This window comes from Bacillus sp. 5w2 (assembly GCF_054353775.1).
Genome location: NZ_JBTIWT010000003.1, coordinates 94,448 through 113,974, shown reverse-complemented (window position 1 = coordinate 113,974; position 19,527 = coordinate 94,448). Strand labels below are relative to the sequence as shown.

General features: G+C 36.2%; 16 protein-coding genes, 2 pseudogenes and 1 riboswitch. Of the genes and pseudogenes, 14 read left to right on the top strand and 4 right to left on the bottom strand.

The genetic code is table 11. The features are described from left to right. Positions 1–183: 183 nt before the first annotated feature. A pseudogene (locus ACXY7N_RS07935) lies at positions 184–513 on the top strand (N-acetylmuramoyl-L-alanine amidase); the annotation flags it as partial. A 215-nt stretch (positions 514–728) separates the two neighbouring features. Here ACXY7N_RS07935 and ACXY7N_RS07930 read toward each other — a convergent pair. Genes ACXY7N_RS07930 through ACXY7N_RS07915 form a run of 4 tightly spaced genes read right to left on the bottom strand, consistent with a single transcriptional unit; the run spans position 729 to position 3,337 of the window. Then, positions 729–1,097: a hypothetical protein gene (locus ACXY7N_RS07930; protein WP_016135238.1), complete on the bottom strand. Its 369-nt coding sequence runs from the start codon at positions 1,095–1,097 to the stop codon at positions 729–731. 10 nt (positions 1,098–1,107) lie between these two features. Beyond that, positions 1,108–2,661, bottom strand: a complete 1,554-nt coding sequence (locus ACXY7N_RS07925; protein ID WP_088084174.1) for a T7SS effector LXG polymorphic toxin — start codon at positions 2,659–2,661, stop codon at positions 1,108–1,110. Continuing rightward, positions 2,658–3,020 (bottom strand): DUF3958 family protein, encoded by a 363-nt coding sequence (locus tag ACXY7N_RS07920; RefSeq protein WP_016135236.1) that lies wholly within the window; start codon positions 3,018–3,020, stop codon positions 2,658–2,660. The genes ACXY7N_RS07925 and ACXY7N_RS07920 overlap by 4 nt, the downstream gene beginning before the upstream one ends. A gap of 41 nt (positions 3,021–3,061) precedes the next feature. Beyond that, a complete protein-coding gene (locus tag ACXY7N_RS07915) occupies positions 3,062–3,337 on the bottom strand; it encodes a TIGR04197 family type VII secretion effector (protein ID WP_016135235.1) in 276 nt (91 codons plus the stop codon). A gap of 364 nt (positions 3,338–3,701) precedes the next feature. Between ACXY7N_RS07915 and spoVFB the strand changes: the two are divergent. From spoVFB to ACXY7N_RS07850, 13 genes and pseudogenes are all read left to right on the top strand, one after another. Next, positions 3,702–3,890 (top strand): annotated as a pseudogene (spoVFB, locus tag ACXY7N_RS07910) (dipicolinate synthase subunit B); the annotation flags it as partial. Between the two features lie 150 nt (positions 3,891–4,040). Continuing rightward, positions 4,041–5,087 carry an aspartate-semialdehyde dehydrogenase gene (asd, locus tag ACXY7N_RS07905; RefSeq protein WP_000414854.1) on the top strand — a complete coding sequence of 349 codons (1,047 nt, stop codon included), beginning with the start codon at positions 4,041–4,043 and terminating at the stop codon, positions 5,085–5,087. 23 nt (positions 5,088–5,110) lie between these two features. Then, positions 5,111–6,343 carry an aspartate kinase gene (gene dapG / locus ACXY7N_RS07900; protein ID WP_000692480.1) on the top strand — a complete coding sequence of 411 codons (1,233 nt, stop codon included), beginning with the start codon at positions 5,111–5,113 and terminating at the stop codon, positions 6,341–6,343. Positions 6,344–6,354: 11 nt separating this feature from the next. Further along, a complete protein-coding gene (gene dapA, locus ACXY7N_RS07895; protein ID WP_000564777.1) occupies positions 6,355–7,233 on the top strand; it encodes a 4-hydroxy-tetrahydrodipicolinate synthase in 879 nt (292 codons plus the stop codon). A 750-nt stretch (positions 7,234–7,983) separates the two neighbouring features. Continuing rightward, the gene (locus tag ACXY7N_RS07890) at positions 7,984–9,654 is read left to right on the top strand and encodes a ribonuclease J (protein ID WP_000823084.1); all 1,671 of its coding nucleotides are present in this window, start codon (positions 7,984–7,986) and stop codon (positions 9,652–9,654) included. A 103-nt stretch (positions 9,655–9,757) separates the two neighbouring features. After that, positions 9,758–10,507, top strand: coding sequence for a translocation-enhancing protein TepA (gene tepA, locus ACXY7N_RS07885; RefSeq protein ID WP_016135234.1), 750 nt, complete (start codon positions 9,758–9,760; stop codon positions 10,505–10,507). Next, positions 10,504–10,707: a YlzJ-like family protein gene (locus tag ACXY7N_RS07880; RefSeq protein ID WP_000605020.1), complete on the top strand. Its 204-nt coding sequence runs from the start codon at positions 10,504–10,506 to the stop codon at positions 10,705–10,707. Before tepA ends, ACXY7N_RS07880 begins: the two co-directional genes overlap by 4 nt. 213 nt (positions 10,708–10,920) lie before the next feature. Beyond that, positions 10,921–13,305: a DNA translocase FtsK gene (locus ACXY7N_RS07875; RefSeq protein WP_016086637.1), complete on the top strand. Its 2,385-nt coding sequence runs from the start codon at positions 10,921–10,923 to the stop codon at positions 13,303–13,305. 203 nt (positions 13,306–13,508) lie between these two features. Next, a riboswitch (purine riboswitch) is annotated at positions 13,509–13,610 on the top strand. Positions 13,611–13,842: 232 nt separating this feature from the next. Then, positions 13,843–14,568 (top strand): GntR family transcriptional regulator, encoded by a 726-nt coding sequence (locus ACXY7N_RS07870; protein ID WP_000114176.1) that lies wholly within the window; start codon positions 13,843–13,845, stop codon positions 14,566–14,568. 92 nt (positions 14,569–14,660) lie between these two features. After that, the gene (locus ACXY7N_RS07865; protein WP_000725769.1) at positions 14,661–15,746 is read left to right on the top strand and encodes a BMP family lipoprotein; all 1,086 of its coding nucleotides are present in this window, start codon (positions 14,661–14,663) and stop codon (positions 15,744–15,746) included. 118 nt (positions 15,747–15,864) lie between these two features. Next, a complete protein-coding gene (locus ACXY7N_RS07860) occupies positions 15,865–17,397 on the top strand; it encodes an ABC transporter ATP-binding protein (RefSeq protein WP_000456926.1) in 1,533 nt (510 codons plus the stop codon). Beyond that, on the top strand, positions 17,390–18,448 hold the full coding sequence (locus ACXY7N_RS07855; protein WP_001085254.1) for an ABC transporter permease: 1,059 nt from the start codon (positions 17,390–17,392) through the stop codon (positions 18,446–18,448). Before ACXY7N_RS07860 ends, ACXY7N_RS07855 begins: the two co-directional genes overlap by 8 nt. Further along, complete coding sequence (locus tag ACXY7N_RS07850; protein WP_000008857.1) at positions 18,449–19,408, top strand: ABC transporter permease; 960 nt, start codon at positions 18,449–18,451, stop codon at positions 19,406–19,408. It begins immediately after the preceding gene. Positions 19,409–19,527: the final 119 nt, after the last annotated feature.

The following is a 19,527-nucleotide window of genomic DNA, read 5'->3' as shown; positions in this document are numbered from 1 at the left end:
TTCATAGGGCCTCTCCTGGGAAAATATTGCAGATATAATTATAACAATAAATAGTTAAAGTTTCCTTGGAAAAAATGTATTTTACAACATATGTGTTTGTTATAGTTCTAAATAGGTAATGTAGTATAACGTAGAGGTGAAATACAAATGGGAAAGTAATAAATTGATGCTAATGATTTATATTATGCTGTATGGGCTGAAAAGGATGGTTGGTTAAATCTTAGTGGAGAACAATGGATTAAGAACGATCCATCTTATGTGAAGTTTAACAAGAAAAGTACAGTGGATTCTTCTATTGTAGGGAAGTACGTTGTTTCAAAAGTTAACAATCTACGTTTCTATGATGCTCCTTCTTGGCAGGATAAAGATGTTGTTGGTACTTTAGATGCAGGATTAGGATTTACCATTGATGTAAAGGTAACTGTGAATGGAGCGCCACAATACAAAGTACATAACAGCGAGGGTAAAACATATCATGTATCAGTAATTGAAGCATATGTGTATGTAAAGTAAGAGTTACAAAAGAGCATCCACTTAAATAATAATTTTTAATTTAAATCAACAAAAGAGACCCCGAATGTGAGGTCTCTTTTGTTGATTATTCTCCATATGTAACTTTCTCTTCACTTACTCCAAGCTAGATAACATGGTTCATTGAAATATCCAATCTTAAAGAAGGCTTGTTCTTCAAAAAGTTTCTTTCTTGCCCTCAGAATCTAGAAAAGTAGCTAGTCAAAAGATACTTGTAGTCTGTCAACTTGTAAACAGACATATTGACCTTCTAAATATTTGTAGTCTTCAAATAAGTCACTAGTTATAAAGAATCCAACGTCTAAAATATTATCTTTAAGCAATTTACCAAAAAGAATATAACCTCCATTGGTGGTATTTTCTATTTTTTTAAATTTATCTTCTATTTGCTCTTCTATTGTCAAAGCGTCATTCACAAATATATCTATCTCAGCTTCATATTCTTTATTTACAATAACTTCTTGAGGTGAAGTATTAAAACCTGTTACTTTTTGCTTATTTATCAAAAAATCTATTTCTTCTTCAATAATTGGATCAATTCTACATATCAATATCTTATTTTTCATTTTATAACCTCTATTCTACTGGATTGATAACAGGAATATTGTTACCATTATTCATCATTTTCCAGAAAGTTTTCCCACTTTCTACATGGTATGTTGTAATTTCCCCCAAATTATTAGTTCCTACAAACTCAAATTTAGCATAACTTTTTATTGGAACACCCTTAGGATTAGTTAAACTACTGTTTTTCATAAACTTTACATAGCCAGTTCTCAATTCTATTGTTCCATCTTTTAATTTGTAATTATATTGTACCTTGGTTCCATTCTTAATCACATCATTAGCACCAGCCAGATATTCATTCATATTAGAATATGCACCTCCAAATTCTCCACCATGCTTTCCAAAATGGCCGTCTAATTTTTCTGTGCTACCAAAATTAAGTTCGCTGGCTTTCTTGCTAGTATTATCCATCCCCTTAGTAGTATTTCCTTCTTTATCAGGCTTACCATTCTCTTTAGCTTTATTAACAGGTCCACCAGAAGACGGAGAAGACTGGAATTTTTGAAGAGTATCCTTACCATTTTGAATTGCATTACGCCCAACAAATACACCATGTCCAACAAGACTAACTCCAGCCGCTGTAGCAGCTGCATCAAATGTAATAGCAATTGGTGATGCTAATCCACCAGTTCCTACTGTTGCGACTAGAGTTAAAAAATTAGAGCCGCCTATGACGGTAAGACCTTCTAGAATTTCTATAATGGATGCCGCTCCTGCTATAACATTTCCCGTGAACCTTCCCGCTTGATAAGTTAACTTGCTTTCTAATTCATCATTATCAGGTGATTCGATTCCAATAACGCTTTCGAAAGCTGCACTGCCAGCGCCTTGAAAAAATTCTTTCATAAATTCCCAAGTACTGATAGCTGTTTTTTCATACCATGGTCTATTGGCTTCTTGTTCTCGTAAAGCAATTGCTTTTTCAATTTGTGCTTTACGAGCTTTACTTTCTGTAATTGCTTGAATAGGCCCCGACCATTCCATATTTAATCCTTGTGTACTAAATGTACCACTTGCAGGACTAAATCCTTTTCCACTTTGAACTTCGGTAAGACCAGTAGCAATACTAGCTGCTAGTTGAAGGGCTGTGCTGTAGTTATTACTGGATGTATAATTGAATTCATATAGATGCTCTAGTTTTTCTTCAAGTTTTTTTCTCATCGCAAATAAAACAGCCACAATTGCGTCTATTCCAGGCATTGGTATAGCTACATTTATTGCTTCTATACTTGCAATCGATTGATTGATTTCCTGTATTTGTTCTCTTATTTCTTGTTCGATAACATCTGTCGAAGCGACTTTTGATTGAAAATCATTTGGGAATGCATCATTTTGACGAATTAATTCTTCACATAAATAAATGATACCTTGTGCTAAAGGACGAAAGGTTTGTGCAAAGAATGCTTTTGCACTGCTATATGTTTGTCCTTGTAGAACAGTATCAATTGCAAAAGCGTCAATCGACTGAATGGCTTGTTCCATACCTTGAATGGTAGCGGTACATATAGCGTTCATGCTTTGAGTCTGATTCTGTACTTCTCCCAAATACATATTTAAACTCATGCATTGACCTCCCTTGCTAATTGTTGTTGCTGATAGGAAAGGTCGTTTTCTAAATTACTAAGGTCTCGTCTTTCTTTAAGCAATGTTTCTTTTTGATTTTCCAATTCGAATGTAAGTTTTCGCTCAATGTGTTGTGCTTCTTGACGGATATTCATAAAAAAATGAGATAATTCCCTATCGTTGTGCCAAGTTTCTAAAATACGGTTAAATAAGCGATTACTTCGACCTTTCCACTCGTGAAAATCTGCTTCCCCTTGTTCCTGAGTTTGAATCGCGGATTGATTTCGGTCCTGTTCTTCAAATACATTTCGTAACTTTTGATTTAACTGTTTGATTTGGTTTTCGATATCTCGATCCATCTTTTTCCTCCTACCGTTTTATCTTTACGAAGGTGGTCACATTAGCGAAAAGTGTTGTGAAGCTCGTGATCCATTCTCTCAAACTCTTTGGCTACCGAATGAATATTATCGACCGCTTGTTGAAAGGCCGCGGAAAATTGTTTCGTTAAATCTAAAGCTTGTTGGTTCGCCTGTTGTGCTTTGGAATTAACAGATAGCGTAGTACGCGTCGCTTTTGTTATAGAACGATTTGTTGCACTTTGGATGGTATCCGACGCTGCTCTCATCTGCGTAGCGATTTGTTGTGCCGATTGAAAATTACTTTGAAATTGTCCCATCGTATAAACCCTTTCTATATTTCTATGAACGTATTAAAGAAGGGGAGTGTCTAGTATGTATGTCCATTATCCTATTGTTCTTTATAGGAACCCTCCTGGGAAAATATTGCAGATATGATTATAACAATAAATGGTTAAAGTTTCCTCAAAAAAAATGTATTTTACAACATATGTGTTTGTTATAGTTCTCAATAGGTAATGTAGTATAACGTAGAGGTAAAACACTAATGGGAAAGTAATAAATTGATGCTAATGATTTATGTATACAATTTAGATAATTAAACAAATTTAATTTCTCATGTTGTTTACATATATAATAGAAGGTAATGAAAAAACTACACATTTTCATTGTTGCTACCATGTTGGCGTCAACCTCATGCGCCTAATGGCAACAAAAAACATCTACTTCGTCCCATTCGGTCAAGATGCACCAGAAAAAAAACCGAACTCAATGGTAGCTCGCATGGAATTGCTGGAAGATACAGTATTAGAAGCGCTACAAGGAAAGCAATTGCAACCGGTTGTCGTAGAAAAATTCAGATATATGAATTAAAAAACGAAAAAAAACGGACAATTTTTGATGAAACCATCATTCTTACTGTAGAATATGATAAAATTAACGTTATTAAGATTAGAAGGGGTATTGTATACTCCTTCTAATTCTAAGTTATAGAAGGATTGGTATCTAGAAAGGGGCATAGTGATGGAAAAGCAAAAAACTTTTCATGTCGCTGTAGTTGGAGCAACCGGCGCAGTTGGTGAACAAATGTTAAATACTTTAGAGAAACGAGAATTTCCAATCGGGAAGTTAACGTTACTTTCATCTAAACGATCTGCAGGTAAGAAACTTGTATTTAAAGGCGAAGAATTTACAGTTCAAGAGGCAACTCCTGAAAGTTTTGAAGGAGTAGATATCGCACTATTTAGTGCTGGTGGATCTGTATCAAAACAATTAGCGCCAGAAGCAGCAAAACGCGGTGCGATTGTTGTTGATAATACAAGTGCATTCCGTATGACAGAAAACGTGCCACTTGTTGTACCTGAAGTAAATGAAAACGACTTAAAAGAACATAATGGTATTATTGCAAATCCAAACTGTTCTACAATTCAAATGGTAGTAGCTCTTGAGCCAGTTCGTCAGCAATATGGTTTAAAACGAGTAATCGTTTCCACATATCAAGCTGTATCAGGTGCTGGTGCGGCAGCGATTGAAGAACTTCATGAACAATCACAAGCAATTTTAAATGGTGAAGAAGTAAAGGCGAATGTTTTACCTGTATCAGGTGATAAGAAACATTTCCAAATTGCTTTCAACGCGATTCCACAGATTGATAAATTCCAAGATAATGGATTTACGTTTGAAGAAATGAAAATGATTAATGAAACGAAAAAAATTATGCATATGCCTGAATTAGAAGTAGCGGCAACATGTGTACGTTTACCAGTTGTATCAGGTCACTCTGAGTCTGTTTACATCGAAGTAGAAAAAGAAGGTGTAACAGTAGAAGAATTCAAGAGCTTACTTGCAAATGCGGAAGGTATCGTTCTGCAAGATAATCCAGAAGAGCAGTTATATCCAATGCCAGCTACTGCAGTAGGTAAAAACGAAGTATTCGTTGGAAGAATCCGTAAAGATTTAAATAACGATAAAGGATTCCATCTTTGGGTCGTATCTGATAACTTATTAAAAGGCGCTGCATGGAATTCTGTTCAAATTGCAGAGCGCTTAGTAAAATTACAATTAGTGTAAACGGCTAAGAGAAGGTGCAAAATATGAAAATTATTGTTCAAAAATTTGGTGGCACATCCGTACGTGATGAAAATGGACGTAAGCATGCGCTTCATCATATAAAAAAATCGCTAGATGCGGGTTATAAAGTAGTTACTGTCGTATCTGCTATGGGCCGTAAAGGTGAACCATATGCAACTGATACTTTGTTAAGTCTTGTAAATCAAGAGGAATCTCGCATTTCTAATCGTGAGCAAGATTTATTATTATCATGCGGAGAATTAATCTCAGCAATCGTCTTCTCTAACATGTTAAATGAGAACGGTATAAAAGCAGCGGCATTAAATGGTGCACAAGCTGGTTTTGTAACAAATGAGGATTTTACGAATGCTAAGATTATTGAAATGAATTGCGATCGTGTACATGAAGAATTAGAAAATGTAGATGTAATCGTAGTTACAGGATTCCAAGGACAAACGAAAAAAGGTGATACGACAACACTTGGACGCGGAGGTAGCGATACTTCAGCTTCAGCGTTAGGTGTTGCGCTTCATGCTGAATACATCGATATCTTCACAGATGTAGAAGGTGTTATGACTGCGGATCCTCGCATTGTAAAAGATGCACGTCATCTTCAAACGGTAACGTACAATGAAATTTGTAACATGGCATATCAAGGTGCAAAAGTTGTTCATCCACGTGCAGTGGAAATTGCGATGCATGCAAAAGTACCACTTCGTGTACGTTCTACGTATTCTGATAGTGAAGGTACGCTTATTTCAGCATCGGACGGTGCTACAAAAGGCCGTGATGTAGAAGAACGGCCTGTTACAGGTATCGCTCATGTGTCAAATGTGACGCAAATTAAAGTGCTTGCAAAAGAAACAGCATATGATTTGCAACAGCATGTGTTTAAAGAAATGGCGAATGAAGGAATCAGTGTCGATTTAATTAATATTTCACCTACCGGGGTAGCTTATACGGTGAGTGATAGTGTATCAAGTCGTGCAGTTGAATTATTAAAAAACCTTGGATATGAGCCAATTGTGACAGAACATTGTGCAAAAGTATCTATTGTAGGAGCTGGAATGGCAGGATACCCAGGGGTTACTGCGAAAATCGTTACAGCTTTAGCGGAAAAAGGTATTCAAATTCTGCAATCGGCAGATAGCCATACAACAATTTGGGTTCTTGTAAAAGAAACGGATTTAGTGGAGGCTGTAAATGCATTACATAGTGCGTTTGAGCTTTCAAAAGAAAAGCAACTGGAACAATAAGGAGTGAGACCATGATAGATTTTGGGACAATTGCAACCGCGATGGTAACTCCGTTTGATAAAAACGGAAATATCGATTTTGCGAAGACAACGAAATTGGTAAATTATTTAATAGATAACGGTACAACAGCAATCGTGGTAGGAGGAACGACAGGAGAATCTCCTACATTAACTTCAGAAGAAAAAGTAGCGTTATATCGCCATGTCGTATCTGTTGTCGATAAAAGGGTGCCCGTAATCGCTGGAACAGGTAGTAATAATACGCATGCTTCTATTGACTTAACTAAAAAGGCAACAGAGGTTGGTGTTGATGCAGTAATGCTAGTAGCACCGTATTATAACAAACCGAGTCAAGAAGGAATGTATCAGCATTTTAAAGCAATTGCTGAAAGCACGCCGCTTCCGGTTATGCTATATAACGTTCCAGGACGATCTATTGTACAAATCTCCGTTGATACAGTTGTTCGTTTATCAGAAATAGAAAACATTGTTGCGATTAAAGATGCAGGCGGCGATGTGTTAACAATGACAGAAATCATTGAAAAAACAGCGGACGACTTTGCGGTATACAGCGGTGATGATGGTTTAACGTTACCAGCTATGGCAGTTGGAGCGAAAGGTATCGTTTCTGTAGCATCTCATGTTATCGGAAATGAAATGCAAGAAATGATTGCAGCATTCCAAGCAGGAGAATTTAAAAAGGCGCAAAAATTACATCAATTACTTGTAAGAGTAACGGATTCATTATTTATGGCGCCAAGCCCAACGCCAGTAAAAACAGCGTTACAAATGGTTGGATTAGATGTAGGCTCTGTACGTTTACCACTTCTTCCATTAACAGAAGAAGAAAGAGTAACGTTACAATCTGTTATGCAATCTATCCCTCGTTAATAAAAAATGACCTAGTGTAGAACTAGGTCATTTTTTTATGGTAAGAAAATCTTTCCGCTCTTTTCTTACCTATATGTGTTCTTATAGGATCATTTAACCGCTTCTTCAGTATGAATTGCAACATGTATAAGAAAATAATCGTACCCCTTTAAATGAATCAAAAAATCATAGTTATTATAGAATGAACATTTGTATAAACGTAGTAAACTACCGATTCTGTTTTTTAGAGAAATTCCCTCAAATATGACGTAATTCATAAAAAAACTCCAGTTTGTAAGTGTTTTTATTCGATTCTAGAAAAATAAGTCTTGAAAATCCATATTATGAAATTAATTTAGCCTATTTATGGCTATTTCTTCAAACTAATATGGAGTATAAAATCGAAGTAAATAAGTTCGATACTTTTGGTGATATTCCATTCTTTTACCTATTCTTTCGCACGATTTAACTTGTGTTCTATTTCTTGTATCAGGTATAATATGGCTAAGTAGCTTAGTACGGGTATGCTTAGCAAAATTGGTAAAAATTATAATTTGATTACATTTTCATATCATATCGAATAAGATATTTGATTTATATAATGAAAGAGAGGTGAAACCTGGTTTAAAAAATAAACAAGGACATGATATCGCATAACGGTAAGGACATTCGTCTTGGACGGTGAATATATGGTGGTTGTAGAGTTTCCCCTGGTGTCTCTACAATTTTAGTGAAATCAGTGTTTGAAAGATTTTTAAACCAGGCAACAACATGAAGAGAAAAGAGAATGAGTCTGTTAAAGTATTTGCTCTTGGTGGAGTAGGTGAAATCGGGAAAAACATGTACTGTGTTGAAATTGATTCTGAAATCTTTATTGTAGATGCAGGGTTAATGTTCCCAGGAGATGAAATGTTTGGAATTGATATCGTTATTCCTGATATTACATATTTAGTGGAAAACCAAGAGCGAGTAAAAGGTTTATTTATTACTCACGGTCATGAAGATCATATTGGTGGTATTGTTTACGTACTTCGTAAATTATCTATTCCAGTGTATGCAACGAAATTAACAGTAGGACTTATACAAGAAAAACTTGGCGAAGCGGGTATGTTAGGCCGTGTAGACTTAAAAACAATCGACTCAAATTCAACAGTAGAGTTTAATACTACAACAGTGTCATTCTTTGGAACGACACATAGTATTCCAGATTCTGTTGGTGTTTGTTTCCATACATCAAAAGGTGCTATCGTATATACAGGAGACTTTAAATTCGATCAAACTCCAATTGGAAATAGTGGAGCAGACCTTGGGAAAATGGCACAAATCGGAAATGAAGGCGTACTATGCTTATTATCTGATAGTACAAATGCTGAGCGTCCAGGCTATACAGGTTCTGAAAAAGAAGTTGGTGTAGAAATTTCTAAAGTGTTCTACGGCGCAGAAGGACGTATTATTGTTGCTTCATTTGCATCGAATGTACATCGTATTCAACAAGTATTTGATGCAGCTGCTGAAACAGGGCGAAAAGTAGCGGTTGTAGGACGTAGTATGGTGAAAGTAGTAGATATCGCAAGACGTCTTGGTTATTTAGATGTTCCAGAAGGTATGGTTATTTCACTACAAGAAGTAGATAATTTCCCAGAGAAAAAGGTAGCTATTTTAACGACAGGTAGCCAAGGTGAACCGATGGCAGCCCTTTCTAGAATGGCGAAGCAAGCTCATAAACAAATTTCAATTCGTAAAGGTGATACGGTTATTATTGCGGCTTCTCCAATACCGGGTAATGAAATATCTGTATCGAAAATTATTGACTTGTTATTTAGAGCTGGAGCTGAGGTTGTTTATTATGGTGAAAGAAAAGTTCACGTTTCAGGTCACGGTAGCCAAGAAGAATTAAAATTAATGTTAAATTTAATGAAACCGAAATATTTTGTACCCGTACATGGTGAGTTTCGTATGCAAAAAGCACATGCATATTTAGCTGAAGATGTAGGTATTGCAAGAGAGAATATCTTTATCGTAGAAAAAGGCGATGTGATTGCTTTTGGTGACGATGAAGCAAACTTAGTTGGCAAAGTACAGGCTGGTAATGTGTTAATTGATGGATTAGGTGTAGGTGACGTTGGTAATATCGTTCTTCGAGATAGAAAAATGTTATCTCAAGATGGAATATTAGTAGTTGTTGTAACACTTGGTAAAGATGAAAAGAAAATTATCTCTGGTCCAGAAATCATTTCACGTGGTTTTGTGTATGTTCGTGAATCAGAAGCGTTAATTGACCGCTCTACAGAGATTGTACGTATGATTGTTGAGCAATCGATTAAAGAGTATTCAATTGAATGGTCTATGTTAAAACAAAATATTCGTGAATTATTAGGACAGTTCTTGTACGAAGAGACAAAGAGAAAACCTATGATTTTACCGATTATTATGGAAGTATAAAAAAGATCACCTTTACGGGTGATCTTTTTTCTTTTTTAACTCTATCGAATGAAATTTATAACTTAAGAAATAATAGTTATATACGAGTGAAAGGGGATGCGATATGACAGAACGTGATCGTTATACAAATGAAGGGAAAGAGGCTGAGCCGAAAGAAACTGGGAAAGAAGCTTCAATAGTGGAAAAAATTCAACAACTTGGACAAACGAATGTACCGCAAATGAATGAATCGCGTATTCATTGTTTAACAATCATTGGGCAGGTGGAAGGTCATGTTCAGTTGCCACCGCAAAATAAAACAACAAAATATGAGCATATTATTCCGCAAATTGTTGCGATAGAACAAAATCCGAAAATTGAAGGTTTGCTTTTAATATTAAACACAGTTGGAGGTGACGTTGAAGCAGGGCTAGCAATTTCTGAGATGGTAGCTTCGCTTTCGAAGCCAACGGTATCTCTTGTTCTGGGTGGGGGACATTCTATCGGTGTACCAATTGCCGTCTCTACGGATTATTCATTTATTGCGGAAACTGCGACGATGACAATTCATCCCATTCGTCTAACAGGTCTTGTAATCGGTGTGCCGCAAACATTTGAGTATTTAGATAAAATGCAAGAAAGAGTCATACGATTTGTGACGAAGCATTCAAAAGTAACGGAAGATCGTTTTAAAGAGCTTATGTTTGCGAAAGGGAATTTGACGCGAGATATTGGGACGAATGTAATTGGTGGAGATGCAGTGAAGTATGGTCTTATAGATGATGTCGGTGGTATTGGAAATGCGATCCGAAAATTAAACGAATTAATAGATGCTCACGGAGATGATAGTACAGAAGGGACAATGTTACAATGATTTTATATACAATTATGCCAGAGCAACTTGTATATCCAGCCGATTATTCGCAATGTGAAAGCCAAAAAGTTGTAAATATAAACGGTGTTGAATTAATGGTTTCTGAAGAAGAACATGGGTGTTATTCTATTGTACGTGTGTTAAGTACGGATCCGCTTCACTACTTAGAATTTGAGCCTGGCCAGAAAATAACCTTTTAGCAAAAAGAAGGATTTTGTTTAGAAGCTATGGTATAATATAAAAAACAAGACGGTTGAGCAGCCATGAGAGGGCTGCTTTCTTCTGTTTATTTAACAATTTACAAGAAGTGTAAAAATAGAAGAGATAAGACCTGAAAAAATAGAGAAAACAGACATATAAGTATAGTTTTTTTTAGGAAGTTCCTACTTATATGTAGAACACGGGGTGAAGAAATGGCAAAACAAAAGCAAAGAGGGACGAAGGCAAAAGCAAGACGCACGATAAAGCCAACTTTGTATTATGAAATCGTCGGTTTAACTCTTTTTGCACTTTCAATCATTACGATTTTACAGCTAGGCGTTGTAGGGAAATCGTTTGTGTTATTTTTTCGCTTCTTCTTTGGTGAGTGGTACATAATTGGTGTGTTAGGTGTAATAGCTTTATCGGTTTCGTTCGTTATCAAACGTGGATGGCCGAACCTTTTAAATAAACGGTTAATCGGTTTTTATTTAATAGTATTGGCGATATTAATGTTTAGTCATATTACATTATTTAACCTTCTTACGAAAGATGGAGCAGTGCAAAATACGTCTGTTATTGTGAGTACGAAAGATAACTTCTTTCTTGAAATGAAAAAGGGTCCAGATAGCGTTCATTTAGGCGGTGGTATGTTTGGGGCGCTTATGTTCGCGACATGTTACTTCTTATTTGATGAAGTAGGTGCTTATATTATTGGCATTATTTTAGTGATTCTCGGCATACTTTGTATAACAAATAAGCATATTGGGGAAGTACTTGCCCCTGTAGGAAGAATTCTTAGAAGTCAACTTGAAGTAATGCAAGGGGATTATAAAGATTGGAGATCCAAAAGGACGGCTGAACAAACAGAAAAGAAAAAAACAACAAGAAGCACAAGGAGCAAACGTGCTGCAGAACAAGAAGAAATTATTGAGCCGATGGAAGAAATCTCAATTGACCCTCCAATAATTTCGAATTTCACTGAGAATTATCCAGTAAATGAAGAAGAGGATAAACGAATTCGTGAAGAACAGGAAGCAGAGTTGATAACTTCACCGTCTATTGAAGAGGCTCCGCCTGTTGAAGAATCTAAGAAAAAGCGTGGAGAAAAGATTGTAGAATCTTTAGAGGCGGAAACAAGTGCCCCGCCAATGCAATTTTCAAATGTAGAAAATAAAGATTACAAGCTTCCTGCAATTGATATATTAAAATTTCCTAAGAATAAGCAAGTTACAAATGAAAATGCAGAAATTTATGAGAATGCTCGTAAATTAGAACGTACATTCCAAAGTTTTGGAGTGAAAGCGAAAGTAACAAAAGTACATAGAGGTCCTGCAGTTACAAAATATGAAGTGTATCCTGATATGGGAGTAAAGGTAAGCAAAATCGTCGGTTTAAGTGATGATTTAGCACTTGCTTTAGCTGCGAAAGACATTCGTATTGAAGCACCTATTCCCGGGAAATCAGCTGTAGGGATTGAAGTTCCGAACTCAGAAGTTTCTATGGTAACGCTTAGAGAGGTTCTTGATTCTAAGGCTAATAATCATCCGGAAGAGAAGTTGTTAATTGGTCTTGGACGAGATATTACAGGTGAAGCTGTATTAGCCCGTTTAAATAAAATGCCCCATTTACTAGTAGCTGGTGCGACAGGTAGCGGGAAAAGTGTATGTATTAACGGTATTATTGTTAGTATTTTAATGCGTGCAAAACCACATGAAGTAAAATTAATGATGATTGATCCGAAAATGGTAGAGTTAAATGTATATAACGGTGTGCCTCACTTATTAACACCAGTTGTAACTGATCCAAAAAAAGCATCACAAGCTTTGAAAAAAGTCGTGAGTGAAATGGAACGTCGTTATGAGTTATTTGCTCATAGTGGCACGCGTAATATTGAAGGATACAATGATCATATTAAAGAACATAATAGTCAATCGGAAGCGAAACAACCGGAATTACCTTATATTGTAGTAATTGTGGACGAGTTAGCAGATTTAATGATGGTTGCTTCATCGGATGTAGAGGATGCAATTATGCGCTTAGCACAAATGGCCCGTGCGGCTGGTATTCATTTAATTATTGCAACGCAGCGTCCATCAGTTGATGTTATTACGGGAGTTATTAAAGCGAATATCCCATCACGTATTGCATTCGCGGTATCTTCTCAAACAGATTCTCGTACAATTCTTGACGGTGGTGGTGCAGAGAAACTACTAGGTCGAGGAGATATGCTGTTTATACCAATTGGTGCATCCAAGCCTGTACGTGTACAAGGTGCATTTTTATCAGATGATGAAGTTGAGAGAGTTGTAGAATATGTTATTGGTCAGCAAAAAGCGCAATATCAAGAAGATATGATTCCGCAAGACGTTCCTGATACGAAGCAGGAAGTAGAAGATGAACTATATGATGAAGCAGTTCAGCTCGTAGTAGAAATGCAAACAGCATCTGTTTCTATGTTGCAACGTAGGTTTAGAGTTGGTTATACGCGAGCTGCCCGTTTAATTGATGCAATGGAAATGAATGGTGTAGTAGGTCCGTATGAAGGTAGTAAACCACGAGAAGTGCTCATTAATGATGTGCAAGAAAAAAGTTCATAAAAAAAGCCTAATTGTTTTTACAATTAGGCTTTTTTATATACTGGTTTTGTTATATACTATATTCAGCGATAAAGAAAGGGCTTACATTTAAAGTGATTCTTTAGAATACGAATACTTTGGTGTGGTTTTTTGTGAACGTTCGATATTTAATGTAGAAAAATGTTAAATTTTGTTGACACGTATGGGAGCAAGTGGTAAGATTACTTCGAAAAGAATCACTGCCTCATATAATCTTGGAGATAAGGTCCATAAGTTTCTACCTGGCAACCATGAATTGCTGGACTATGAGGGGAAAAGTGTGTAACAAAGGATGTAAGAGATCTTTGTGCCGAACTTTTTCTCGAAATGAGGAATGTTTATGGTGCAAAGTTTTTTTTATGCGGTAAAGAGTGAAAATTTCATCTTAAAAAATTATTAATATTTATTCGACAATTATGCTTATTTTTAGTATTTAGTGATTTTATTATGTTGTAAGTTGAAAAAAGAGAAAAGAAGTCTTACATCAGAGGTCGAATAATTGAAATGCGGGGGAGTCTTATGTCAGTAAAATCCGATAGTCGTCACCTATATTTACGGGTGATTGATCACATCAAAGAAAAAATTAAAGATGGAGCTTACAAAGAAAGACAGAAGCTACCATCAGAGTTTGATTTAGCGAAAGAACTTGGCGTAAGTAGAGCGACTTTAAGGGAAGCACTGCGTATTTTAGAAGAAGAAAATGTTGTCATTCGTAGACATGGTGTAGGAACATTTGTAAATGCCAAGCCGTTATTTTCTTCAGGGATTGAACAACTTTCTAGTATTACAGATATGATTTCTAGTGTGGGGAAAACACCAGGAACTATCTTTTTATCATCATCTACAACAAGTTTAACAGAAGAAGAAAAAGAGAAGTTTAATAGTGAAGATGGTTTTAATGCAGTGATGATTGAGCGTGTACGTACAGCAGATGGGGAACCTGTTGTATATTGTATCGATAAACTTGCAAAAGAAATATTGCCAGATTTATCGGGTTACAATGAAGAATCGTTACTAACGGTGATACATAATAACACGCATAAGCGCATAACATATGCGGTTGCTCATATCGAGCCAATTGGTTATCATCCGAAAATCTCACCGATTTTAGAATGTGAGCCAGAAACAGCACTGCTAGTATTGAAACAAATGCACTATGATCAAAATGATGAGCCAATCTTATATTCTATCAATTACTTTAGAGCTGATAAATTTAGCTTCCACGTATTAAGAAAGCGTATGTAGGAAAATTCCTTTTTAGGGAGGTGACAGCAAGAAGTAAGGGACAGCAGCGTAAGAATAAATAAACATATATCATTTTTGGAGGGGTTTCTAGTATGAAGAAAAAAGCAGGCCTTTTATTATCATTAACATTAGCAGCAAGTACAGTTTTAGGTGCATGTGGTAACTCGGATAAGGCGAGCAGTGATAAGAAAGACACGAAAGACAATAAAGACTTCAAGGTTGGTCTCGTAACGGATGTTGGGGGCGTTGATGATAAGTCATTTAATCAATCTTCTTGGGAAGGGTTACAAAAGTTTGGTAAAGATAATGGTTTAAAAGAAAAGACAAATTATCGTTACCTTCAGTCTGAAAAAGAAGCTGATTATATTCCGAATTTAAAAAAATTCTCAAAAGATAAATATGATTTAACATTCGGAATTGGTTATAAATTAGAGGGTGCAATTAAAGAAGTAGCAAAAGAATCTTCAAAACAACAATTTGCAATCGTAGATACTGTTGTAGATGCACCGAACGTAACGAGCATTACATTTAAAGATCATGAGGGATCATTCCTTGTAGGTGCGGTAGCAGCTATGTCAACAAAATCGAATAAAGTAGGATTTGTTGGTGGAATGAAAAGTGATTTAATTAGTAAATTTGAAAATGGATTTAAAGCTGGTGCAAAGGCAGTAAACCCAAACATTGAAATCGTATCTGAATATGCAGAAGCATTTGATAAACCTGAAAAAGGTACAGTTCTTGCTTCAGCAATGTACGGTCAAGGTGTAGATGTAATTTATCATGCTGCTGGTGGTACAGGTAACGGTGTGTTCACTGAAGCGAAAAACCGTAAGAAAAAAGGTGAAAATGTTTGGGTAATCGGTGTTGACCGTGACCAACATCAAGAAGGTATGCCTGAAAATGTAACATTAACTTCAATGATAAAACGCGTTGATGTAGCTGTAGAAAAAGTAGCTAAAGAAGCAAAAGATGGAAAGTTAAAAGGTGGAAAAATTGAAGCGTTTGGCTTAAAAGATGACGGTATTGGTATTTCAAAAACAACTGATAACGTGAAAAAAGTTAACCCTGAAATTTTAACAAAAGTAGAAGAATTTGAAAAGAAAATTACAGACGGTGAAATTAAAGTACCGGCTACAGATAAAGAGTATAAAGAATATGAAGCTTCTCTAAAAAAATAAATAGAGAAATAGCAAAGGTTAGTTCATAGAACTAACCTTTGTATGTATAAAACTTCCGAATTGCTTAATAAGTTAATAGTGTAATAGGGGAATGTTCCCTGTTAAAAGGAGGAACACAATGGAATACGTAATTGAAATGAATAATATTACGAAAGTATTCCCAGGCATTGTAGCGAATGATGATATTACGCTGCAAGTAAAACAGGGTGAGATACATGCTTTACTTGGAGAAAATGGTGCAGGGAAATCCACATTGATGAATGTACTATTTGGTTTGTACCAACCAGAACAAGGTGAAATTAAAATTAAAGGAAAGTCTGTAAACATTACCAATCCGAATGTGGCAAATGACCTTGGTATTGGAATGGTTCATCAGCACTTTATGCTTGTTCATAATTTTACAGTTACAGAGAATATTATTCTCGGAAATGAACCGAAGAAAAAAGGGAAAATTGCTGTTGAGGAAGCTGCGAAGGAAATTCAAAAACTGTCTGAACAATACGGCTTAGCTGTAGATCCATATGCGAAAATACAGGATATTTCAGTTGGTATGCAACAGCGTGTTGAGATTTTGAAAACTCTTTACCGCGGTGCAGAAATTTTAATATTTGATGAACCGACAGCTGTGTTAACACCACAAGAAATTCATGAGCTAATTCAAATTATGAAAAAGCTTGTGCAAGAAGGAAAATCTATTGTTCTAATTACACATAAGTTGAAAGAAATTATGGAAGTTTGCGATCGTTGTACGATTATTCGTAAAGGAAAAGGGATTGGAACGGTTGACGTTGCAAATACGGATGAAAATAAACTTGCAGAATTAATGGTCGGACGTCAAGTGAATTTTAAAACAGAAAAAATAGACGCGAAGCCAAAAGAAGAGGTACTTTCAATTGCAAACCTTGTTGTTCACGATGCACGTCAACTACCTGCTGTAAAAGGCCTTGACTTAACTGTTCGTGCGGGGGAAATTGTTGGGATTGCAGGAATTGATGGAAACGGACAAAGTGAATTAATAGAAGCAATTACTGGTTTACGAAAAGTTGAGTCAGGTTCTATTGCAATTAGAGGAAAAGAAATAACAAATTGGCCTGTTAGAAGAATAACAGAAGAGGGAATTGGTCATATTCCAGAAGATCGTCATAAACACGGACTCGTTCTTGATTTTTCTGTTAGAGATAATATAGTTCTGCAAACGTACTATAAAAATCCGTTTTCAAAGAAAGGGATTTTAAATTTCAGCAAAATTACAGAAAAAGCAAAGGCTCTTATTGAACAGTTTGATGTACGTACACCTAGTGAGCAAACGTTAGCACGAGCTCTATCTGGGGGGAATCAACAAAAAGCAATTATTGCACGTGAAGTAGACCGTGATCCAGATTTATTAATCGCGGCACAGCCAACACGTGGTTTAGATGTAGGAGCAATTGAATTTATTCATAAGAGATTAATAGAGCAAAGGGATAAAGGAAAAGGTGTATTACTTTTATCACTAGAGTTAGATGAAATCTTAAATGTTAGCGATCGAATTGCTGTTATTTATGAAGGGAAAATTGTAGCAATAGTTGATGCGAAAGAAACGAATGAACAACAGCTTGGATTGTTAATGGCTGGAGGAACAAAGAAGGAGCAGGTGGGTACCAATGGCTAAAAAACTTTTAACAGAGCGAACGATAAATATTTTAGTCCCAGTACTATCCGTTATTTTCGGCTTACTTGTAGGAGCAATTGTAATGCTAGTTAGTGGCTATGACCCAATTGTTGGTTATAGTGCACTTTGGACAGGTATGTTCGGTAGCGCAAGTGCGATTGGTGAAACGCTTCGTACAATGATACCGCTTATTCTTGCTGGTTTATCGGTGGCGTTTGCATTTCGTACAGGTTTATTTAATATCGGGGTAGAGGGTCAATTGTTAGTTGGTTGGCTTGCGGCGGTTTGGTTCGGTTATGCAGTCTCACTACCAGCTTTCCTTCATATTCCATTATCTATTTTATTCGCAGCATTGGTAGGCGGAATTTGGGGCTTCATTCCGGGATATTTAAAAGGGAAGTTTCAAGTGAATGAAGTTATTGTAACCATTATGATGAACTATATCGCGTTGTATGTAACATATGACATTATTAAGCGTTTCTTACATGCGGGTAATGACAAAACGTATGATATTAAAGAGAGTGCGTCACTATCTTCAGACTGGCTTGCTTCTATTACTGATGGTTCACGTCTACACTGGGGAATTATTGTAGCAATTTTAATCGCTATTTTAATGTGGTTCTTATTAGATAGAACAACTTTAGGTTACGAATTAAAGTCGGTAGGATTTAATCAGCATGCTTCTCAATATGCAGGTATGAAAGTTTCTCGTAATGTAGTATTCTCCATGACAATTGCTGGTGCATTTGCGGGGATTGGTGGAGCGATGGAAGGATTAGGAACATTCCAGAGTATGACAGCGATGTCTTCGTTTACAGGAGTAGGATTTGACGGGATTGCTGTAGCATTACTTGGAGGGAATAATCCGTTTGGTATAATCCTTTCAGCTTTATTATTTGGTGGTTTGAAAAGTGCTTCCCCTCAAATGAACTTTGAGGCAGATGTACCATCAGAGCTTATTAATGTAATTATTGCATGTATCATCTTCTTTGTTGCATGTAGTTATGTGTTAAGATGGGCGCTTACACGCATGAGCAAGGAGGGGAAATAAATGAGCTTTTTAGATATATTAGCCATTCTTGTGACGGGTACGTTATATACATCAGCACCTATAATTTTCACAGCATTAGGTGGTGTATTTAGTGAACGATCGGGTGTTGTAAATATCGGATTGGAAGGACTAATGCTATTTGGTGCATTTATTGGAGTAGTTACAAATTTATTAATGGGTGATACTTGGGGAACGATGACTCCATGGATTGCGTTATTATTTGCGGCAATTGGTAGTGGATTATTTGCATTACTTCATGCGGTAGCCTCTATTACATTCCGAGCGGATCAAGTTGTAAGTGGTGTAGCGATTAACTTTTTATCTCTTGGTTTAACAGTATTTGCAATTAAGAAGATTTTTGATAAAGGACAGACTGACTTTATTCAGTATCGTATTGAAAAGATTGATATTCCAGGCCTTTCGGATATTCCAGTTTTAGGGAAAATATTTTTCTCGAACGTACCAATAACGTCGTATATTGCCATTATTTTAGCATTCGTTGTTTGGTATGTTATTTATAAAACACCGTTTGGTCTTCGTCTACGTGCTGTTGGTGAACACCCAATGGCAGCGGATACGATGGGGATTAACGTATATAAAATGCGCTATATTGGAGTCTGTATATCAGGAGTGTTTGCTGGAATTGGTGGAGCGATTTTTGCAATGTCAATTTCTAATAACTTCTCAGGGGCAACGATTACAGGACAAGGTTTCTTAGCTTTAGCTGCTATGATTTTTGGAAAGTGGAATCCACTAGGCGCACTAGGTGCAGCTCTATTCTTTGGTTTTGCGCAATCTCTTAGTGTAACAGGTGGAACAATTCCTGTATTAGATCAAATCCCAAGTGTTTTATTAACGATATTACCATATGTATTCACAATATTAGCGCTTGTTGGTTTTGTAGGTCGTTCTGAAGCTCCGAAAGCATTAGGAACTCCTTATGAAAAAGGAAAACGATAAGTATAAAAAAGCTCGCACATTAGTGCGGGCTTTTTTACATAGAATATATGTAATACGGAATTTTACTATGTTCCTTACATATTACAGTTTTTAGAAAGAGTCGAATGTAAGTATAGTGA